Source organism: Shinella sp. R2-11, assembly GCF_055330205.1.
The window spans coordinates 29,194-46,436 of the sequence record NZ_JBVAPC010000002.1; the positions used below are offsets into that span (position 1 = coordinate 29,194).

General features: G+C 65.2%; 20 protein-coding genes and 1 tRNA gene. 7 read left to right on the plus strand and 14 right to left on the minus strand.

Annotation, left to right across the window (positions count from 1 at the left end; all coding sequences use genetic code 11):
* Window positions 1-241: 241 nt before the first annotated feature.
* The 3 genes from gpt to ACZ1A1_RS04615 form a co-directional block, all read right to left on the minus strand.
* Entirely contained in the window at window positions 242-739 is a 498-nt protein-coding gene (gene gpt, locus ACZ1A1_RS04605) for a xanthine phosphoribosyltransferase (RefSeq protein WP_415214637.1), read from the minus strand.
* A 112-nt stretch (window positions 740-851) separates the two neighbouring features.
* Window positions 852-1,694, minus strand: coding sequence for a universal stress protein (locus tag ACZ1A1_RS04610; protein WP_463618968.1), 843 nt, complete (start codon window positions 1,692-1,694; stop codon window positions 852-854).
* A 64-nt stretch (window positions 1,695-1,758) separates the two neighbouring features.
* The gene (locus tag ACZ1A1_RS04615; protein ID WP_463618969.1) at window positions 1,759-2,514 is read right to left on the minus strand and encodes a competence/damage-inducible protein A; all 756 of its coding nucleotides are present in this window, start codon (window positions 2,512-2,514) and stop codon (window positions 1,759-1,761) included.
* Window positions 2,515-2,683: 169 nt separating this feature from the next.
* On the opposite strand from ACZ1A1_RS04615, the gene wrbA reads away from it, so the two are divergent.
* The gene (gene wrbA / locus ACZ1A1_RS04620; protein WP_313196226.1) at window positions 2,684-3,283 is read left to right on the plus strand and encodes an NAD(P)H:quinone oxidoreductase type IV; all 600 of its coding nucleotides are present in this window, start codon (window positions 2,684-2,686) and stop codon (window positions 3,281-3,283) included.
* 86 nt (window positions 3,284-3,369) lie between these two features.
* On the opposite strand, the gene ACZ1A1_RS04625 is transcribed toward wrbA, so the two are convergent.
* The 7 genes from ACZ1A1_RS04625 to ACZ1A1_RS04655 form a co-directional block, all read right to left on the minus strand.
* A tRNA-Leu gene (locus ACZ1A1_RS04625) sits at window positions 3,370-3,454 on the minus strand.
* An 82-nt stretch (window positions 3,455-3,536) separates the two neighbouring features.
* A complete protein-coding gene (locus ACZ1A1_RS04630) occupies window positions 3,537-3,851 on the minus strand; it encodes a HigA family addiction module antitoxin (protein WP_463618970.1) in 315 nt (104 codons plus the stop codon).
* 22 nt (window positions 3,852-3,873) lie between these two features.
* Window positions 3,874-4,155: a type II toxin-antitoxin system RelE/ParE family toxin gene (locus ACZ1A1_RS04635; protein WP_463618971.1), complete on the minus strand. Its 282-nt coding sequence runs from the start codon at window positions 4,153-4,155 to the stop codon at window positions 3,874-3,876.
* Window positions 4,156-4,255: 100 nt separating this feature from the next.
* Entirely contained in the window at window positions 4,256-5,263 is a 1,008-nt protein-coding gene (locus tag ACZ1A1_RS04640; RefSeq protein WP_463618972.1) for an anion permease, read from the minus strand.
* Window positions 5,263-5,907 (minus strand): DUF47 domain-containing protein, encoded by a 645-nt coding sequence (locus ACZ1A1_RS04645; RefSeq protein ID WP_313196178.1) that lies wholly within the window; start codon window positions 5,905-5,907, stop codon window positions 5,263-5,265. Before ACZ1A1_RS04645 ends, ACZ1A1_RS04640 begins: the two co-directional genes overlap by 1 nt.
* Window positions 5,908-6,032: 125 nt before the next feature.
* Window positions 6,033-6,590: a hypothetical protein gene (locus tag ACZ1A1_RS04650; protein ID WP_463618973.1), complete on the minus strand. Its 558-nt coding sequence runs from the start codon at window positions 6,588-6,590 to the stop codon at window positions 6,033-6,035.
* 108 nt (window positions 6,591-6,698) lie between these two features.
* Window positions 6,699-8,153 (minus strand): TrkH family potassium uptake protein, encoded by a 1,455-nt coding sequence (locus tag ACZ1A1_RS04655; protein ID WP_313196176.1) that lies wholly within the window; start codon window positions 8,151-8,153, stop codon window positions 6,699-6,701.
* Window positions 8,154-8,348: 195 nt separating this feature from the next.
* On the opposite strand from ACZ1A1_RS04655, the gene ilvA reads away from it, so the two are divergent.
* The 5 genes from ilvA (at window position 8,349) to ACZ1A1_RS04680 (ending at window position 13,469) form a co-directional block, all read left to right on the plus strand.
* On the plus strand, window positions 8,349-9,596 hold the full coding sequence (gene ilvA / locus ACZ1A1_RS04660; RefSeq protein ID WP_463618974.1) for a threonine ammonia-lyase: 1,248 nt from the start codon (window positions 8,349-8,351) through the stop codon (window positions 9,594-9,596).
* Window positions 9,597-9,660: 64 nt separating this feature from the next.
* On the plus strand, window positions 9,661-9,975 hold the full coding sequence (locus ACZ1A1_RS04665) for an HlyU family transcriptional regulator (RefSeq protein WP_313196174.1): 315 nt from the start codon (window positions 9,661-9,663) through the stop codon (window positions 9,973-9,975).
* Window positions 9,976-10,122: 147 nt separating this feature from the next.
* Window positions 10,123-11,403, plus strand: coding sequence for a GGDEF domain-containing protein (locus ACZ1A1_RS04670; RefSeq protein ID WP_463618975.1), 1,281 nt, complete (start codon window positions 10,123-10,125; stop codon window positions 11,401-11,403).
* Window positions 11,404-11,538: 135 nt separating this feature from the next.
* A complete protein-coding gene (gene ppk2 / locus ACZ1A1_RS04675; protein WP_463618976.1) occupies window positions 11,539-12,447 on the plus strand; it encodes a polyphosphate kinase 2 in 909 nt (302 codons plus the stop codon).
* A gap of 14 nt (window positions 12,448-12,461) precedes the next feature.
* Window positions 12,462-13,469, plus strand: coding sequence for a CorA family divalent cation transporter (locus ACZ1A1_RS04680; protein WP_463618977.1), 1,008 nt, complete (start codon window positions 12,462-12,464; stop codon window positions 13,467-13,469).
* Here the strand turns inward: ACZ1A1_RS04680 and ACZ1A1_RS04685 are convergent.
* On the minus strand, window positions 13,466-13,927 hold the full coding sequence (locus ACZ1A1_RS04685; RefSeq protein ID WP_463618978.1) for an Lrp/AsnC family transcriptional regulator: 462 nt from the start codon (window positions 13,925-13,927) through the stop codon (window positions 13,466-13,468). The genes ACZ1A1_RS04680 and ACZ1A1_RS04685 overlap by 4 nt on opposite strands.
* Window positions 13,928-14,088: 161 nt before the next feature.
* On the opposite strand from ACZ1A1_RS04685, the gene ald reads away from it, so the two are divergent.
* Entirely contained in the window at window positions 14,089-15,207 is a 1,119-nt protein-coding gene (gene ald, locus ACZ1A1_RS04690) for an alanine dehydrogenase (protein ID WP_463618979.1), read from the plus strand.
* Between the two features lie 202 nt (window positions 15,208-15,409).
* Here the strand turns inward: ald and ACZ1A1_RS04695 are convergent, their stop codons facing one another.
* From ACZ1A1_RS04695 to ACZ1A1_RS04705, 3 genes are all read right to left on the minus strand, one after another.
* Window positions 15,410-15,877, minus strand: a complete 468-nt coding sequence (locus ACZ1A1_RS04695) for a DUF1203 domain-containing protein (RefSeq protein ID WP_463618980.1) — start codon at window positions 15,875-15,877, stop codon at window positions 15,410-15,412.
* Between the two features lie 119 nt (window positions 15,878-15,996).
* The gene (locus ACZ1A1_RS04700; protein WP_313196167.1) at window positions 15,997-16,557 is read right to left on the minus strand and encodes an OmpA family protein; all 561 of its coding nucleotides are present in this window, start codon (window positions 16,555-16,557) and stop codon (window positions 15,997-15,999) included.
* A 95-nt stretch (window positions 16,558-16,652) separates the two neighbouring features.
* A complete protein-coding gene (locus tag ACZ1A1_RS04705) occupies window positions 16,653-17,243 on the minus strand; it encodes a GNAT family N-acetyltransferase (RefSeq protein ID WP_313196166.1) in 591 nt (196 codons plus the stop codon).

Sequence of the window (17,243 nt, forward strand, 5' to 3'; positions counted from 1 at the left end):
AAATCATGGGTGAAAAGAAGGGATTTTTCGACACCCCGACATCAGGGAATAGCCATCCCCGAAGAGTTGTGATCCGTGGATAAAGTGATTCTCCCTGCCGTCAACCCGACTCGCTTGCGGTCCCTTCGAGCGGCCGCAAGGCAGCGGCTTCCGGGCGGAAATGCCCGGAAAACGGCAGGAAAAAGCGAGGATTTGGGTGCGAAGGAAACGCCGCCGCAGGGCAGGCGAGGCGCCGTCGCTATCAGCCGCGGCTGCCCTTGGCGATAGGCTCCTGGTAGGTGAAGCCCATGTCCCAGGGGAAATAGATCCAGGTGTCCTGGCTGACCTCGGTGACGAAGGTGTCGACCAGCGGACGGCCCTTGGGCTTGGCGTAGACGGCGGCGAAATGCGCCTTCGGCAGCATGGCGCGGACCTGCGCGGCGGTCTTGCCGGTATCCGTCAGGTCGTCGACGATGAGGATGCCTTCGCCGCCCTGCTCGGTGAGCTCCGGCGAGATGCCCTTGAGAACGTGCATGTCGCCCTGCGAGACATAGTCGTGGTAGGAGGCGACGCAGACCGTCTCGATCAGGCGGATGTTCAGCTCGCGCGAGATGACCGCCGCCGGCACGAGGCCGCCGCGGGTGATGCAGACGATCGCCCTCCATTCGCGGTCGCCGTCCGCCAGCCGCCAGGCGAGCGCGCGCGCGTCGCGGTGGAACTGATCCCAGGAAACGGGGAAGGCTTTGTCGGGCAGCGACATGACGGGCTCCTGATAGGCGGAAAAAGAAGATTCCTTCTCTCTAATGCAAGTCGCCCCTTAAGGAAATCGCCGCCCGGCCATGCAGGCCGGGCGATCCACAGCCAAGTCCGCCTCAGCGGGACATCAGCACCGGCACGCGGGCATGGCGCATCATGGTGCTGGTGACGCCGCCGAAGAGGCGCTGGCGCAGCCGCGAATGGCTGTAGGCGCCCATGACGATGAGGCCCGCGCCGATCTCCGTCGCGCGATGGTTGACGATTTCGGCGACGGAGTGCCCCTCCGATCCGCGCGAGGCGACGGTGGTCTTGATGCCGTGCCGGGAAAGCGTCGCCGCAAGCTCGGCGCCGCAGAACTCGCGCGACTGCATGGAGTTCTCCGGCGGATCGACGGTGAAGATCTCGACCTCCTTCGCCGCCGTCAGGAAGGGCAGGGCGTCGAAGGCGGCGCGCGCCGATTCCTTCGAGCCGTTCCAGGCGAGCAGCACCCGGTCGATCGGTTCGGGACCGGCCGGCGCATTGGAGACGAGATAGACCGGGCGGCCGCTCTCGTAGAGCAGGTCCTCGATGTCCTCCTGCGCCGGGCCGTCGGCGTCGGGATCGAACTGGCCGGCGATGACGATGTCGGCGCCGCGTGCGCTGTCGATGACGCCCGCCGAGGCATAGCCCGCTGTGCCGGTGAAGAGGCGCCATTCATAGGAGATGTCGTCGCGCTCGCAGCGCGACCGGAAGGCCTGCTCGACCTCGCGCGACTGCTGGCGCGCGCGCTCCTGCAGGTCGAGGACGGCGCTTGGGTCGGGATATTCCATGGGCGCGATCAACGTGACCACGACCGGCGATTCCGCATGAATGCCGACGACATGCCCGCCGGTGCGCCGCGCCAGCGCAAGCGCGTGGTCCGTCACCTTGCCGGCATCCTCCGCGGCGCTCAGCACCGCCACGATGGTCTTGTAGCTCATTTCGGCCTCCTGTCTGGTTCACACGAACCCTGCGCCTGCCGAAACGCCGGAACCTTGATCGGGATCAAACGCCCGCTTTGGTCGCGGCGATTTCTGCAATCATCGCAAGTATATCACGTTCGGCCGCAAGCGCCGGAGATTCCTCGCGGCTGCGGATGACGATTTCCGTCGAGAAGCGGTTTTCTGAAAAGCGCGGATAGGAGCCGATGCTGGTCTCCGGGTGGTTCTTCTGGATCTCGGCGAGCGCGCTGCCGATATCGCCCTCGCCGAAGGGCGAGGCGACGGAGCGCTGGAGCATGGGCCGCCCGCCCTTGAGCTTCGGCACGACCGTTCCCAGCATCGCGGTGAAGACCTGCGGCACGCCCGCCATCACATAGACATTGCCGATGTTGAATCCCGGCGCCGTGGAAACGGCATTCTCGATATGGACGGAGCCCTCGGGCATCCGCGCCATGCGCTTGCGGGCCTCGTTGAACTCGACGCCGCGCCGCGCATACATCGCGCCGAGCAGCTCCATCGCGAGCGGATCGTGGAGGCACGGCACGCCGAACGCCTTCGAGACGGCATCCGCGGTGATGTCGTCATGGGTCGGGCCGATGCCGCCGGAGGTGAAGACATAGGTATGGCGCGCGCGCAGCGCATTCAGCGCCTCGACGATCGCCTCCTCCTCGTCGCCGACGATGCGCACCTCCCTGAGGTCGATGCCGGCGAGGAACAGCACGTCGGCGAGCTGGCCGATATTCTTGTCCTTGGTGCGCCCGGAAAGGAGTTCGTCGCCGATGGCGAGCATGGCGGCGGTGGCGGCGGGGCTGGAACTCATGGGCGCTCTCTGGACTTCGGACAGGAATGCCGACCGATGCGGCGGCATTGTCAATGGCGGGTGAACAGTCTGTCGACCGGGCAGCTTCTGGGTGGCTGCCACCTTGAAGTGCTACATCCAAGGCGGCGCCGCGATCAAGCGGAAAGGCATCGCAAGACAGGAGACGACAATGGCGAAAGTTCTGGTTCTTTACTATTCGGCCTACGGCCACATCGAGGCCATGGCCTATGCCGTGGCGGAAGGCGCGAAGTCGGCCGGTGCCGAGGTGACCGTCAAGCGCGTTCCGGAACTGGTGCCGGAAGACGTCGCCAGGGCTTCCTACTACAAGGTCGACCAGAAGGCCGAGATCGCCACGGTCGACGACCTCCAGAACTACGACGCCATCATCGTCGGCGCCGGCACGCGCTTCGGCACGGTCGCCTCGCAGATGCGCAATTTCTGGGACCAGACGGGCGGCCTGTGGGCGCAGGGCAAGCTGGTCGGCAAGGTCGGCTCGGTCTTCACCTCCTCGGCGACCCAGCATGGCGGCCAGGAATCCACCATCCTCGGCTTCATCCCCACGCTGCTGCACCACGGCCTTGCCGTCGTCGGCCTGCCCTATGCCTTCCAGGGCCAGATGGGTGTCGAAGCCGTCAAGGGCGGCTCGCCCTACGGCGCCTCGACGATCACCGACGGCGACGGCTCGCGCCAGCCTTCGGAAGTCGAACTCGAAGCCGCCCGCTTCCAGGGCGCGCATGTCGCGAAGATCGCGGCAAAGCTTTCGGCCTGACGTTCTCCTGAAACGTCGCTGAAAAAGAGGGTGCGGCCAGCGTCAGGGGCCGCGCCCTTTTTGTTTGCCGTGATTCCAAAGAATATTGGTGCGGGCGGCGGGGATCGAACCCGCACAGCCAAGGCCGAGGGATTTTAAGTCCCTTGCGTCTACCAGTTTCGCCACGCCCGCTTCCCGCGCGTTTTCGATTGCCGGGGCGAAGCAGTCAAGAGGCGTTCACAAAATACCGCTTGGCGGGCAGGGGCAGCTGTTCTCAAGCCGCTGCCGGAGTGTCCCGGCTTTCGATCTCGGGAATGGAAGCCAGTTCGTCCCTGAGGGCCGGCAGGGTGATCTTGATGTCGTAACTGGTCTGCAGGTTCAGCCAGAACTCGGGCGTGGTCTTGAAGAATTTGGCAAGGCGGAGGGCCGTGTCCGTCGTGACCGGCGACTGCTCCGTTGCCAGCCGTTCGATGCGCGTGCGCGGAACCCCGAGCTTTCGGGCGAGGGCGCCGGCGCTCATGCCGAGGGGCAGCAGATAGTCCTCCCGAAGGATTTCGCCGGGATGGACCGGAGGCAGGATGCTGGTCATCTTCGATCTCCTTTGTGCGGCCTCAGTGATAGTCGACGATCTCGACGGCCTCGGCGCCACCGTCGGACCAGACGAAGCAGATGCGCCATTGGTCGTTGATGCGAATCGAATGCTGGCCTTTGCGGTTGCCCTTCAGGACCTCCAGGCGGTTGCCGGGAGGGCTTCGAAGGTCGTCCAGCGTCGCCGCGTTCTCGATCATCGTCAGCTTACGGATCGCGGATCTGGAAAGATCCGCCGGAAATCCCTTCGGGATCTTGCCGATCGCCACGGCTTCCGTTCTCGAATCTTTGTAGGAACGGATCATCAGCCGGCCTCGAGCAGATGCGTATCATATGATGATACATGCCGGTGGTCAAGGCATGAGAGCGGCGGAGGCGGCCGTGAGATCGCTCCGCCGCTGGCAGTCAGCCCGAAACCGCGTTCACCGCGAAGTAGAACAGCGCCGAGATCGCGGCCGCCGAGGGCAGGGTGACGATCCAGGCGATGACGATGTTGCCGGCGATGCCCCAGCGCACGGCCGAGACGCGGCGGGCGGCACCGACGCCGATGATGGCGCCGGTGATCGTATGGGTCGTGGAGACAGGGATGCCGAGCCATGTCGCGGCGAAGAGGGTGATCGCGCCGCCGGTTTCAGCGCAGAAGCCCTGCATCGGGTTGAGGCGGGTGATCTTCGAGCCCATCGTGTGCACGATGCGCCAGCCGCCCATCAGTGTGCCGAGCGCCATGGCGGACTGGCAGGTGATCACCACCCAGAAGGGCACGTAGAAGTCGCCGCCGAGATAGCCCTGCGAATAGAGCAGCACGGCGATGATGCCCATGGTCTTCTGCGCGTCGTTGCCGCCGTGACCGAGCGAATAGAGCGAGGCGGACAGGAACTGCATGACGCGGAAGGTGCGGTCGACGGCAAAGGGCGTCTGGCGCACGAAGATCCACGAGACGATCAGGATGAGGATCAGTGCCAGGAAGAAGCCGATGGCCGGCGACAGGAAGATGGCGCTCGCCGTCTTGATGAGCCCGCTCCACACGACGGCGTCGAAGCCGGTCTTGGCGAGGCCCGCGCCGACGAGGCCGCCGATCAGCGCATGCGAGGAGCTCGACGGGATGCCGAAGACCCAGGTGACGACGTTCCAAATGATCGCCCCCATCAGCGCCGAGAAGATGACCAGCGGGCTGACGATGGAGGGATCGATGATGCCCTTGCCCAGCGTCTCGGCGACGTGCAGGCCGAAGAACAGGAAGGCGATGAAGTTGAAGAAGGCCGCCCACACGACGGCGTATTGCGGGCGCAGCACGCGCGTGGAGACGATCGTGGCGATGGAATTCGCCGCGTCGTGCAGGCCGTTCAGGAAGTCGAAGACGAGCGCGATGCCGACGAGGCCGACCAGCAGCGGAAGGGCGAGCGTGGCGTCCATCAGACGTTCTCGATCACGATACCGCTGATTTCATTGGCGACGTCCTCGAAGCGGTCGACGACCTTCTCGAGTTCCCCGTAGATCTCGCTGCCGATGATATAGGCCATCGGATCGGTCTTGCCGAATTCCCTGAAGAGGTCCTTCAGGCCGCGGTCGTGCAGTTCGTCGGAGCGGCCCTCGACGCGGGTGATCTCTTCCGCGATGGTGCTGAGGCGGCCGGCATGCACGCCGATCTTGTCGAGCAGCGGGATCGCCTCGGCGATGAGATGGGCGGCCTTGACGACGGCCTCGCCCATTTCCTGCATGCCGGGCTGGAAGCTCGTCTGCTCGTAGAGGCGGATGGTCTTGACCGTCTTGTGCATCATGTCGATGGCATCGTCCATCGACTGGATCAGGTCCTTGATGTCGCCGCGGTCGAAGGGCGTGATGAAGCTGCGGCGTACCGCCTGCAGGACTTCATGGGTGATCTCGTCGGCCTGGTGTTCCAGTTCGACGATCCGGTCGCAGTGCTTTTCCATGTCCGGGCCGCCGGCAAGCAGCGTGCGGAGCGATTCGGCAGCGCCGACGACAGTGCGGGAATGCTGCTCGAAGAGATCGAAGAAACGGTCTTCGCGCGGCATGAGTTTGCGAAACAGCGAAAGCATGGATGCCCCTTATGTGGCTGGGGTTGTCATGCGGCTGTCATAATTGACCGTCAACGCGCTGGAAAGCGTTGATTCGGCCTTGTCACAATTTCTCTTGCACTGCGGTAAACGGGACGCGCACCCGCTCAGGGCACGATCTTGAAGGGTTGCTCGCTGATGGCGACCGCACCGCTGGCGCTGTCGCGGAAGCGGTAGCGCAGCACGTAGTCGCCGGCCGGCGGGCTCGTGAGATTGAGCGTCAGCTTGGCGAAGACCTCCTGGTTACGCACGCTGCCCTTGAAGTCGAAGGAGCCGAAGGCCTTCTGCTCGGCAAGCCTGGTGCCTTTGGGATCGAGTAGTTCGAGGTCGACGGTGAAATGCGATTCCAGGAGGCCGCCGTCGACGGCGCGCCAGGTGAGGCCGACCGGTTCGACATAGGAGATCAGCGCCTCGCCCGCCTTGAAGCTGGAATCGGGCCGGGTGGCATACATGCCGTAGCCCTGCGGCGGCGCGGCGACGAAGATCGCCTTGCCGATGGAGAAGGGGAGCGTCGCGGCGAAGGCGCCGTAGGCGTCGCGGATCGTGTTGTGCGCGCCGACCGTGTCGCCGGCGGCGGCCTGTTCCTCCGCCTTCTTCGCGGCGTCCGCGAGGGGGCCGGCAAGCGCGAGCGTCGGCGCGAGCGCGGCGACAAAGGTCAAACGCATCAGGGACTTCCACACGGACATTCAGTCTTCCTCCAGCCGGATTGCGGGCAGGATGCGAAGAAGCGTGGCAACAGTCAAGGACGGCCGGAGCTTTGTCCGGGGCTCTCGTCAGCTCTTCCAGAAGAGCGGCGTCAGGATGACCAGCACGGTGAGGATTTCGAGGCGCCCGAGCAGCATGAGGAAGGAGAGCACGTAGAGCGCCGCGTCGTGGAACACGGTGAAGGTGCCGGCGGGGCCGATCTCCGGCGTGACGCCCGGACCCACGTTGGAAAGCGAGGTCGCCGCAGCCGAGACGGCGGTCAGCACGTCGTAGCCCATCAGGCCGAGCAGGATCGCCCCGATGGCGGAGATCGAGACATAGGTGATGAAGAACAGGAAGACGTTGCGCTGCAGGTCGGCATCGACCGTCATCGAGCCGTAGCGCACGGCATGGATGCCGTCGGGATAGATGAGGCGGTAGAGGCCGGTGCGGATGGAGTTGAAGAGGATGATCAGGCGATAGGCCTTGAGGCCGCCCGCCGTCGAGCCCGAACAGCCGCCGAGGAAGGTGGCGACGAAGGCGAGCGCCACGATGAAGTGGCCCCATCTCGTATAGTCGTCGCTGGCAAAGCCCGTCGTCGAGATGATCGAGGAGACGGTGAAGAAGGAATGGGCCAGCGCCTCGTGGAAATCGACGCCGTTGTGCAGGCGCAGATAGATGCTGGCCGCGACGGAGAAGAGCACGAGATAGCCGAGGAAGACGCGGATCTGCGGGTCGCGCCAGGCATCGAGCCGCTGGCGCACGACGAAGAGGATCAGCACCGAGAAGGGCAGGCTGCTCAGCGTCATGAAGAAGGTGCCGGCCCACAGCAGCGGCAGGCTCTTGTAATAGCCGAAGGAGGCGTCGTGCGTCGAAAGCCCGCCGGTCGCCACCGTCGACATGGCGTGGTTCACCGCATCGAAGCGGCTCATGCCGAGCGCCGCATAGGTGACGGCGCAGATGACGGTGATTGCCACATAGATGGTGAGGAAGGCGCGGGTGTAGCTCGCGATGCGGGCGAAGGGCTTGTCGGCGGTGTCGGACGATTCGAGCTTGAAGAAGGACATGCCGCCGACGCGCAGATACGGCATGATGAAGAGGCCGAGCGCCAGGATCCCGACGCCGCCGAGCCAATGCAGCAGCGAGCGCCACATGAGGATGCCGGGCGGGGCGTTGTCGAGGCCGACGATGACGGTCGAGCCGGTCGTGCTGATCGCCGAGACCGATTCGAAGAGGGCCTGCGCGAAGGTCAGCTTCATCGAGGAAAGCCACAGCGGGATCGCGCCGATGAAGCAGCCCGATATCCACAGCATGTTGACGACGAGGAAGCCCATGCGCTTGTTGAAGGGCGGCGGGCCTGCGCGGGTCGCCGCCGCCGTCGCCAGCGACAGGCCGCCCGTCATGAAGGCCGAAAGCAGGAAGATCTTCCAGTCCGGATGGCCGTAATAGATGTCGATGAAGGCCGGAATCAGCATCGCCACGGAAAGGTACATGCCGCTGATGGCTGCGATATGGATGGCGGACCGGAAAATCGTGGCGTTCAACGGTGGTCGTCCTGCATGCCGGCTGGGCTCAAGGTCTGGTCTCGAAAGGCCGCGCGGCCGGGGCGGGCCGTGCCCGTCGCTGCGATAGGCAACTTTTTGTTTTCCGCGTCGTTTTTTGCTGAAAACCGCTGTCCACTCTTCTGCACGATGCTATAGCCTTTGCATTGTCCAAACTCAAGGATGGCATCGAACGGCATGAAACCGGACGTCGACGCAGCCTGCGAAGCTTTGCGCGGGCTTTTTCCCGAAACACCGCTCCAGCTCAACGAGCATCTTTCCGCCCGCTACGGCGCGGAGATCTACCTGAAACGCGAGGACCTCTCGCCGGTGCGCTCCTACAAGATCCGGGGCGCCTTCAACTTCTTCCGCAAGGTCCTGGCGAAGCCGGACGGCGCGCGCAGCTTCGTCTGCGCCTCGGCCGGCAACCACGCGCAGGGCTTCGCCTTCGTCTGCAAGCATTTCGGCGTGCCGGGCGTAGTCTTCATGCCGGTGACGACGCCGCAGCAGAAGATCGACAAGACGCGCATCTTCGGCGGCGAGTTCGTGACGATCAGGCTGGTCGGCGACTTCTTCGACCAGTGCTACAAGGCCGCCCGTGACCATGCGGAAGCGACCGGCGCGCAGATGGTGCCGCCCTTCGACCATGCGGACATCATCGAGGGGCAGGCGACCGTCGCGGCGGAAATCCTCGCCCAGCTCGGCGAGGGCAAGCTGCCGGATATCGTCGCCCTTCCGGTCGGCGGCGGCGGCCTCGCCTCGGGCGTCACCGGCTATCTCGAAGGCACCGTCGGCCCGTCGAGCTTCGTCTTCTGCGAGCCGGCCGGCGCGCCGAGCCTCAAACGGAGCCTCGAAAGCGGCACGGTGGTGACGCTCGAACAAGTGGACAATTTCGTCGACGGCGCCGCGGTCGGGCAGATCGGCGCGCTCAATTTCGCCGCGCTCAGCCGCTTCTCCGCCGACCAGGTCATGCTGCTTTCGGAAAACGCGATCTGCGTGACGATGATCGACATGCTGAATGTCGAGGGCGTGGTGCTGGAGCCGGCCGGCGCGCTGTCGCTGACGGCGCTGGAGGCGCTCGGCCGCGAGGCGCTGGCGGGCAAGACGGTCGTCGCCGTCGTCTCGGGCGGCAATTTCGACTTCGAGCGCCTGCCGGACGTCAAGGAGCGCGCCATGCGCCATGCGGGGCTGAAGAAATACTTCATCCTGCGCCTTGCCCAGCGTCCGGGCGCGCTGCGCGACTTCCTCAACCTGCTCGGCCCGGACGACGACATCGCCCGCTTCGAATACCTCAAGAAATCCGCCCGCAACTTCGGCTCGATCCTCATCGGCATCGAGACCAGGGCGCCGGAGAACTTCGTCGCGCTGCGCAAGGCCTTCGACGCGGCGGGCATGCGCTACCAGGACATCACCGAGAACGAGATTCTCGCAAACCTCATCATCTAAGGGACACGGGAGCCGGCGGCGCGTTCCCCTTGGAGCGCGCTTCCGCCTGTGCTAGCAATCGGTCATGGCATCGTTCTTTTCAAAACTCTTCGGTCGCGGCGGCGGCTCGGCTACTCCGGCGAAGGTCGCCGAGGAAACCGAGGCCTATAACGACCTTCTCCTCGTCGCGGCCCCCATCGCGGAAGGCGGCCAGTTCCGTCTTGCCGGCCGCATAGAAAAGCGGGACGGCGAGCGCGTGCTGGTGCGTACCTTCATCCGCGCCGACCTGTTTTCCTCGCGGGACGACACGGTCGCCTCGACCTTCCGCAAGGCAAGGCAGATCGCCGACCAGCACGGTTCCTCGCTTTTCAGCGACGGCGAGGAGAGCCGACCGGTCTGAACCGGACCGGTCCTGCCACAAATAAATCATATGAAACGGCGCGAAGACGCTGGAGAACCGGCGCGATTGCCTGTATCCGCAGGAAATGACTTGTTGTGACTCTCCCGTTATATTGGCCGGGAAAGTCGGAAATCTGCGGATTGCCCCATGGGAACTGAAAACCTGATCCTGCTTCTCATCGAGGCCGGGTTCTATTTCGTTTTCATGGTGGGCCTCCTGCACCTGCGCCACCAGATCGGCATCGGCGTCTTCGTCGCCGCCCTCGGCGTGATGCATTTCCTCGAGACCTATCTTGCGGCGGTCTTCTATATCGAGCTGCCCTTCGGCGTGATCTCGCCCGGCTCCTCGGTCCTCTTCTCCGGCAAGCTGATGATGATCCTCCTTCTTTACGTGAAGGAGGATGCGGCGGTCGTGCGCGCGCCGATCTACGGCCTGCTCGCCGGCAATTTCCTGACGGTCGGCCTCGGCCTTTTCCTGCGCCATCACCAGACGGTGGGGGCGGTGCCGGGCCGCATCGCCGACCTCGCCTTCATCGACGAGATGGGCTGGCTGATGCTCTGGGGCACGACGCTGCTCTATCTCGATTCGCTCGGCATCATCCTGCTCTACGAGCGGCTGGGGCGGGTGTTCAAGAAGAGCACGGCCATGCGCTTCTTCCTGTCCGGCGTCATCGTGCTGACATTCGACCAGGTGGGCTTCTACGCGGCGCTGCATTTCCTCAATAACGCGCCGATCGCGGTGTTCTGGGGCGGCTGGATCGCCAAGATGATGGCGGCCTGCGCCTATGCTGTCATGATGACGGTCTATCTGCATTATTCGCGCATCTCCGCCATTCCGGTCTCGCCGCGGCCGATCTCCGATATCTTCGCCGACCTGACCTTCCGCGAGCGCTACGAGGATCTGCTCGATCGCTCGGGCCGCGATGCGCTGACCGGCGTCTACGACCGCAGCCGGCTGGAATTCGAGGCGCCGCGCCTGCTTTCCGCCATGCTGGCGGCCGGCAAGCCGATGGCGCTGATGATCATCGATGCCGATCACTTCAAGGATGTCAACGACCGGTTCGGCCATCTTGCCGGAGACGAGGTGCTGAAGACCGTCGCCACCTGCCTGCAGCGGGCGATGCGCGGCAACGACAAGGTCTTCCGCTTCGGCGGCGAGGAATTCGTCGTCCTGTCGGAGGATATCACGCCGGATGTCGGGACGGACCGCGCCGAGGCCCTGCGCCGCATGGTGGAAGACGAAGTCCGCCGGCCGGACGGCGTGTCCGTGACGGTCAGCATCGGCGTCGCCAACAGCTACAGCGACGGCACCACGCTGAATGCCCTTCTCTCGGCGGCCGATGCGCGGCTCTATGCCGCCAAGAATGCCGGCCGGAACCGGGTGATCTCCACTGCCGCGCCCGCACCTCTGTCCGGCCTCGAGGCCTGAGGTTTCCGGCCCGCCTTTCCGTCACAAAAGGTTCATGAAGGCTTCCTATAGGAGCAGGCGGCGCCATGGCTTGATCGCGCATGGCGCCTCCCGACGGCAACGGCCTTTCACCTTCCTCATCGACGGATATTGCTCATGTTCGACGACCATCACCTGAACCGCATCAAGGCGGAGATCGCCGACAGCTTCGACGAGGAGCTGGAAATGCAGATCGAGGAGGAGCGGCTGGACGACCTCATCGCCGAGGGTATGTCCGAGGTGCCCGTCCAGACGCTGGAGCGCCGCATCTATTTCCGCGAGCTGTTCCGCCTCCAGCACGAGCTGGTGAAACTGCAGGACTGGGTGCACCACAAGAAGCTGAAGGTCGTGGTCCTGTTCGAGGGCCGCGATTCGGCCGGCAAGGGCGGCGCCATCAAGCGCGTCACCCAGCGCCTCAATCCGCGCGTCTGCCGCGTCGTCGCCCTGCCGGCGCCGACCGAGCGCGAGCGCCATCAATGGTATTTCCAGCGCTACGTGCCGCACCTGCCGTCAGCCGGTGAAATGGTGCTCTTCGACCGCTCCTGGTACAACCGCGCCGGCGTCGAGCGCGTCATGGGCTTCTGCACGGCGGACGAGCTGGAGGAATTCTTCCGCTCGGTGCCGGAATTCGAGCGCATGCTGGTGCGCTCCGGCATCGTGCTCGTCAAATACTGGTTCTCGATCACCGACGAGGAGCAGGAATTCCGCTTCCGCATGCGCATCCACGACCCGCTGAAGCAGTGGAAGCTCTCCCCAATGGACCTCGAAAGCCGCGTCCACTGGGAGGACTACACCAAGGCGAAGGAAGAGATGCTGGAACGCACCCATATCCCTGAAGCGCCCTGGTGGATCGTCGAGGCCGTCGACAAGAAGAAGGCGCGCCTCAACTGCATCGCCCATCTCCTGACGCAGATCCCCTACGAGGACGTGCCGAAGGCGGCCATCGAACTGCCGGAGCGCGTGCGTCACGACGACTATATCCGGCATGAGCCGCCGGACGAGATGTACGTGCCGGACGTCTACTGAAGCCGGATATTCCCTTGAACCTGCTGGACCAGAGGGAAAGAGGATTGACGCCGGGGCTCGTCGGCGCCTACCGGGCCGGCCCCGGCGGCCCGGTCGTGCCGATCGCGCCGTCGGAGCTCGATGCGGCGCTCGCCGCCGAGGACGGCTGGGTGTGGCTGCATGTCGATCTCGTCGACCAGCGCATGCAGGGCTGGCTTGCGGCCAGATGCCGGCTTCCCGCGGCGGCGCGCGCCATCCTCGAAGGCAATGACGAAAGCCTCGTCCTCGGCTGCGAGGCGGGAACGACCCACGGCGTCGTCGCCGATCTCCAGCAGGACATGGAGCGCACCTCGACCACCATCGGCCGGCTGCATTTCGCCCTGTCCGAGCGCCTGCTCGTCACCGGCCGCCGCCATCCCGTCGAGGCGGTGAACCGCGTGCGCCGCGCCTTCGCCGACGGGTTCTGCCCGGCGACGGCCTACGAGGTCTTCGAAGCCATCGTCACCGCCTTCTGCAAGAACACGGCTGTCCGCCTCAAGGAGGCGGCGGCGCTTCTCGACGCCGTGGAAGACCGGCTGGTGACGGAACGCCTCAGCGACGAGCGCCGCAGCCTCAAGGAAGTGCGCCGCCTCGCGGTATCGCTGCACCGGCCCGTCGCCGGCATGGTGGCGCTGTTCGAGGAGGAGGACCGGGAGGACTGGACGCTTTCCCAGCACGCCCATGCGGTGCTCGATCGCCTCTCCATGCGGCTGGAACGGCTCGACCGCGAAATCGTGATGGTCAACGACCGCGCGCGACTTCTTCAGGAGGAGATGGCGGCGGAACTCGCGGACGAATCCAACCGGAGCCTGAGGGCCATGGCCATCATGAGCGCGCTGCTTCTGCCCGGCACGCTGGTCGTCGGCGTCTTCGGCATGAACACCGGCGGCCTTCCGCTGAGCGAAGGCAGCTCCGGCTTCTTCTGGGCGATGATGCTCGGCATCGCCGCGACCGCGCTGTTCTACTGGCTCTTGCGCCGCGCGGGCATCAGCCTGCGGTTCTAAACCCCGACATTCGGCCGATTGATGATCTCTCGCAGCGCGAAGCTGGAATTGATCTTCACCACATGGGGCAGGGCCGAGAGCCAGTCGCGGTGGATGCGCTCGTAATCCTCGAGATCCTTGGCGGCAACGCGCAGGATATAGTCGTATTCGCCGGACATCAGGTAGCAGACCAGCACGTTCGGACAGAGTTTCACCGCCGCCTCGAATTCCGCCAGTGTCTTGGCGAACTGGCCGGAGAGCGAGATATGCACGATGGCGATCATCTTGTAGTCGAGCGCCTTGGGCGAGACGCGGGCATGGTATCCGTTGATGATGCCGGACTTTTCGAGGATATCGAGACGGCGCGAACACGCCGACGGAGAGAGCCCCACGCGCTCCGCAAGCTCCGCATTGGAGATCCGCCCGTTCTGCTGAACCGCCTTCAGGATCGCAGCATCGATAGCATCCCGTTGTGCCATTCGAATTTTCTCCGAAAATTCCGCTGATATTCGAAGAATATTCGAAAGGAGGCCGTTTCGCCAAGGGGCTTTGCAAGGACATTGCACGCATCCTCTGCTTCCATGGTGTTCCCGCCGAACGCGGCGGTAACAACGGGAACATCACTGGGAAAGGAACGCGCATGCGTGTCGGTTGTCCGAAGGAAATCAAGAATCATGAATATCGGGTCGGTCTGACGCCCGGTGCCGTGCGGGAATACGTCGCCCACGGTCACGAGGTGATCGTCGAGACCAGGGCCGGCGCCGGCATCGGCGCGGACGATGACGCCTATCGCGCCGCCGGCGCGAAGATCGTGCCCACCGCCGCGGATATCTTCCAGAAGTCGGACATGGTGGTGAAGGTCAAGGAACCGCAGCCCGGCGAATGGGCGCAGCTCCGCGACGGACAGATTCTCTATACCTATCTCCATCTCGCCCCCGATCCCGAGCAAACCAAGGGGCTCCTCGCCTCCGGCGTCACCGCCATCGCCTACGAGACGGTGACGGACGACCGCGGCGGCCTGCCGCTGCTCGCGCCGATGTCGGAAGTCGCCGGGCGCCTCTCCATCCAGGCCGGCGCGACGGCGTTGCAAAAGGCAAACGGCGGGCGCGGCATCCTGCTCGGCGGCGTGCCGGGCGTGCCTCCGGCCAAGGTCGCCATCGTCGGCGGCGGCGTTGTCGGCCTGCATGCGGCGAAGATGGCGGCCGGCCTCGGCGCGGATGTCGCGATCCTCGACCGCTCGATCCCGCGCCTTCGCCAGCTCGACGATCTCTTCGGCGGCCGCGTCCACACGCGCTACTCGACCATCGACGCGCTGGAGGAGGAGGTCTTCTCGGCCGATCTCGTCATCGGCGCCGTGCTCATCCCCGGTGCCGCCGCGCCGAAGCTCGTCACCCGCGAAATGCTCTCGGGCATGAAGAAGGGCGCGGTCATCGTCGACGTCGCCATCGACCAGGGCGGCTGCTTCGAGACGTCCCACGCGACGACCCATTCCGACCCGACCTTCGAGGTCGATGGCGTGGTGCACTATTGCGTCGCCAACATGCCGGGCGCCGTGCCGGTCACCTCCGCCCACGCCCTCAACAACGCGACCCTCCATTACGGCCTCCAGCTCGCCGACAAGGGCCTCAAGGCCATTGCCGAGGACCGGCACCTGCGCGCCGGCCTCAACGTGCACAAGGGCCGCGTGACGAACCGCGCTGTCGCCGAGGCGCTCGGCTACGAGTCCTTCGCGCCGGAGGCGGTGTTGAACGTGGCTTGAGGGTATCGGCAGACAGGGCCCGGAAAGGTCCGGGCCCTGTCTGCCGGAACACCCGCCCCACCCACTATGTCATCCTCAGGCTTGACCCGAGGATCCATGCGTCGCCCGGAGCATGGACGGTCGGGTCGAGCCCGGCCATGACGAAGGAGGGGTGAGAGGCTTTGTCAGCCGCCTGCGAGGCCCGGAGCGATCCGGGCCTTTCTCATGCGCGCTCTACGCGGCACTGGTAGCAATTGTTGCGGGCCGAGCGAATGTGCAGGTAGGCGACGTCCTCGCGCGCAAGCAAAGTTTCCGCATAGGCCGGAATATCGGCATTCGGCACCACGGCGCCGGTGCCGTAGAGGATGCGGTTATCCGCCGAATAGCCGCGCACGATATAATCGCGGCTCGTCAGCATCGGCGGCATCGCTTCCGACGGCTTATGGGCCTCGCACGGTTCGGTGTGGATGAAGACCGGTCCGGTTTCGGCATAGGGCTGCAGGGCCGGGAAGGGGCGGTGGGCGAGGATAAGATAGGGCTCTCCGGCGCCGACGAGCCGCAGGCAGTGCCGGCAGGGCACGCCGTCGCCATCGGAGACATGGCGCTCGGGCGCCATGTCATAGGCATCCGGGCCGCCGTTCCAGTAGGTGTTTGCAGTCTCGGTGGGCATGGGCAGGAAGCGAATGGTCATGGCGATGCTCCGTTTGATGCGGAGAGCATCCATGCAATCCTGCCGGCCCGACACCCGTTTCCTGCCCGGAATCGAAACCGCCGGCGCGAGGCCGGCGGTGAAGATGGGCGGTCGGGCGATCAGCGCACGAATTCGTCGATGCGGCGGAGCGTGACGCGGCGGTTGCGCCATTCCTCGCGCTCGGTCGGGACCAGCAGGTATTCCTCGCCGTAGCCGACGGTTTCCAGCGCGCGGGAGGGCAGGCCGAATTCGCGCACCAGCACCCATTTCAGCGAATCGGCGCGGCGCTCGGAGAGGATCTGGTTGGACGAGGCCGAGCCGACGGCATCCGTATGACCCTCGATGAGGAAGACGGCGCGGCGGCGGCGGCGCAGGATCTGCTCCATGGCGCGGGCGATCTGGCGAACCTTGCGGTATTCCGAGCGCGGGATTTCGGCCGAGGCGAACTCGAAATTGATCGACTGGATATCGATGGACGGCGCGGCGCGGCGCAGGTCCGCGCGGCGCTTGAACTCGCGCACGGTCACGCGTTCGTCCTCGCGCATGCGGCGGGCGGGCGCGGCGTCGAGGCGGCGCAGGATCATCTCCTCGGACGGCGTTTCCTGTGCCAGGGCAAGGCCCGAGAAGGCCGGCGCGGCGAGGGTTGCGGCAAACGCGGTCAGAAAGGCGCGGCGTTGCATGGACGGTGTCTCCTTCGGTTTCGTCTTTCGGGCGGAAAGTGCCACGGATGACCTGAAGGAAAGATGAACCGGCCGTTAGGCACCGTTCAGGGTGATTAACGCCGCTCGGCCGGCATCAGACAGTCGCGCTTGGCGAGCGCCAGAAGCTCGGCATCGGAAAGCGGCGTGACCTCCGCCTCCATCGTGCCGACCGGCGAGAAGCCGAACATCTGGTAGAGCTGCAGCGCGCGCGGATGGTCGAGGCTGTTCGTGGTGACGACGACCCGCTTCGGCCCGAGCGCCCAGGCGGCGTAAAGCGTCTGGAGCAGGAACCATTTGCCGATGCCATGCCCCAGCGCCCGTTCGAAGAGGCCGAAATGGGAGAGCTCGACGGTGTCGTCGTCGATCCGCAGCAGCTCGAAGAAACCGGCCGGCGCGCCGTCGACATAGAGCACGCTCACGCTGTTGCGCTTGTCATGCAGCGTTGCGGCCAGCGTCTCGTCGTCCATGCGCAGCCGGTCGACCCAGTGCCAGCGGCTGCCCACCTGCCGGTAGAGGAAGCGGTAGAAGGCGAGCGGGATTTCCGGCGCGCCGAGGATCGCCGTCTGAACGTTGACCGGCACCGGAAGGCTCTGCTTCGGCGGCGCGGTCATTTCGAGCGCGGTGATGGTGACGGATATCGGCGCGGACTGGACCTTCTTCGCCAT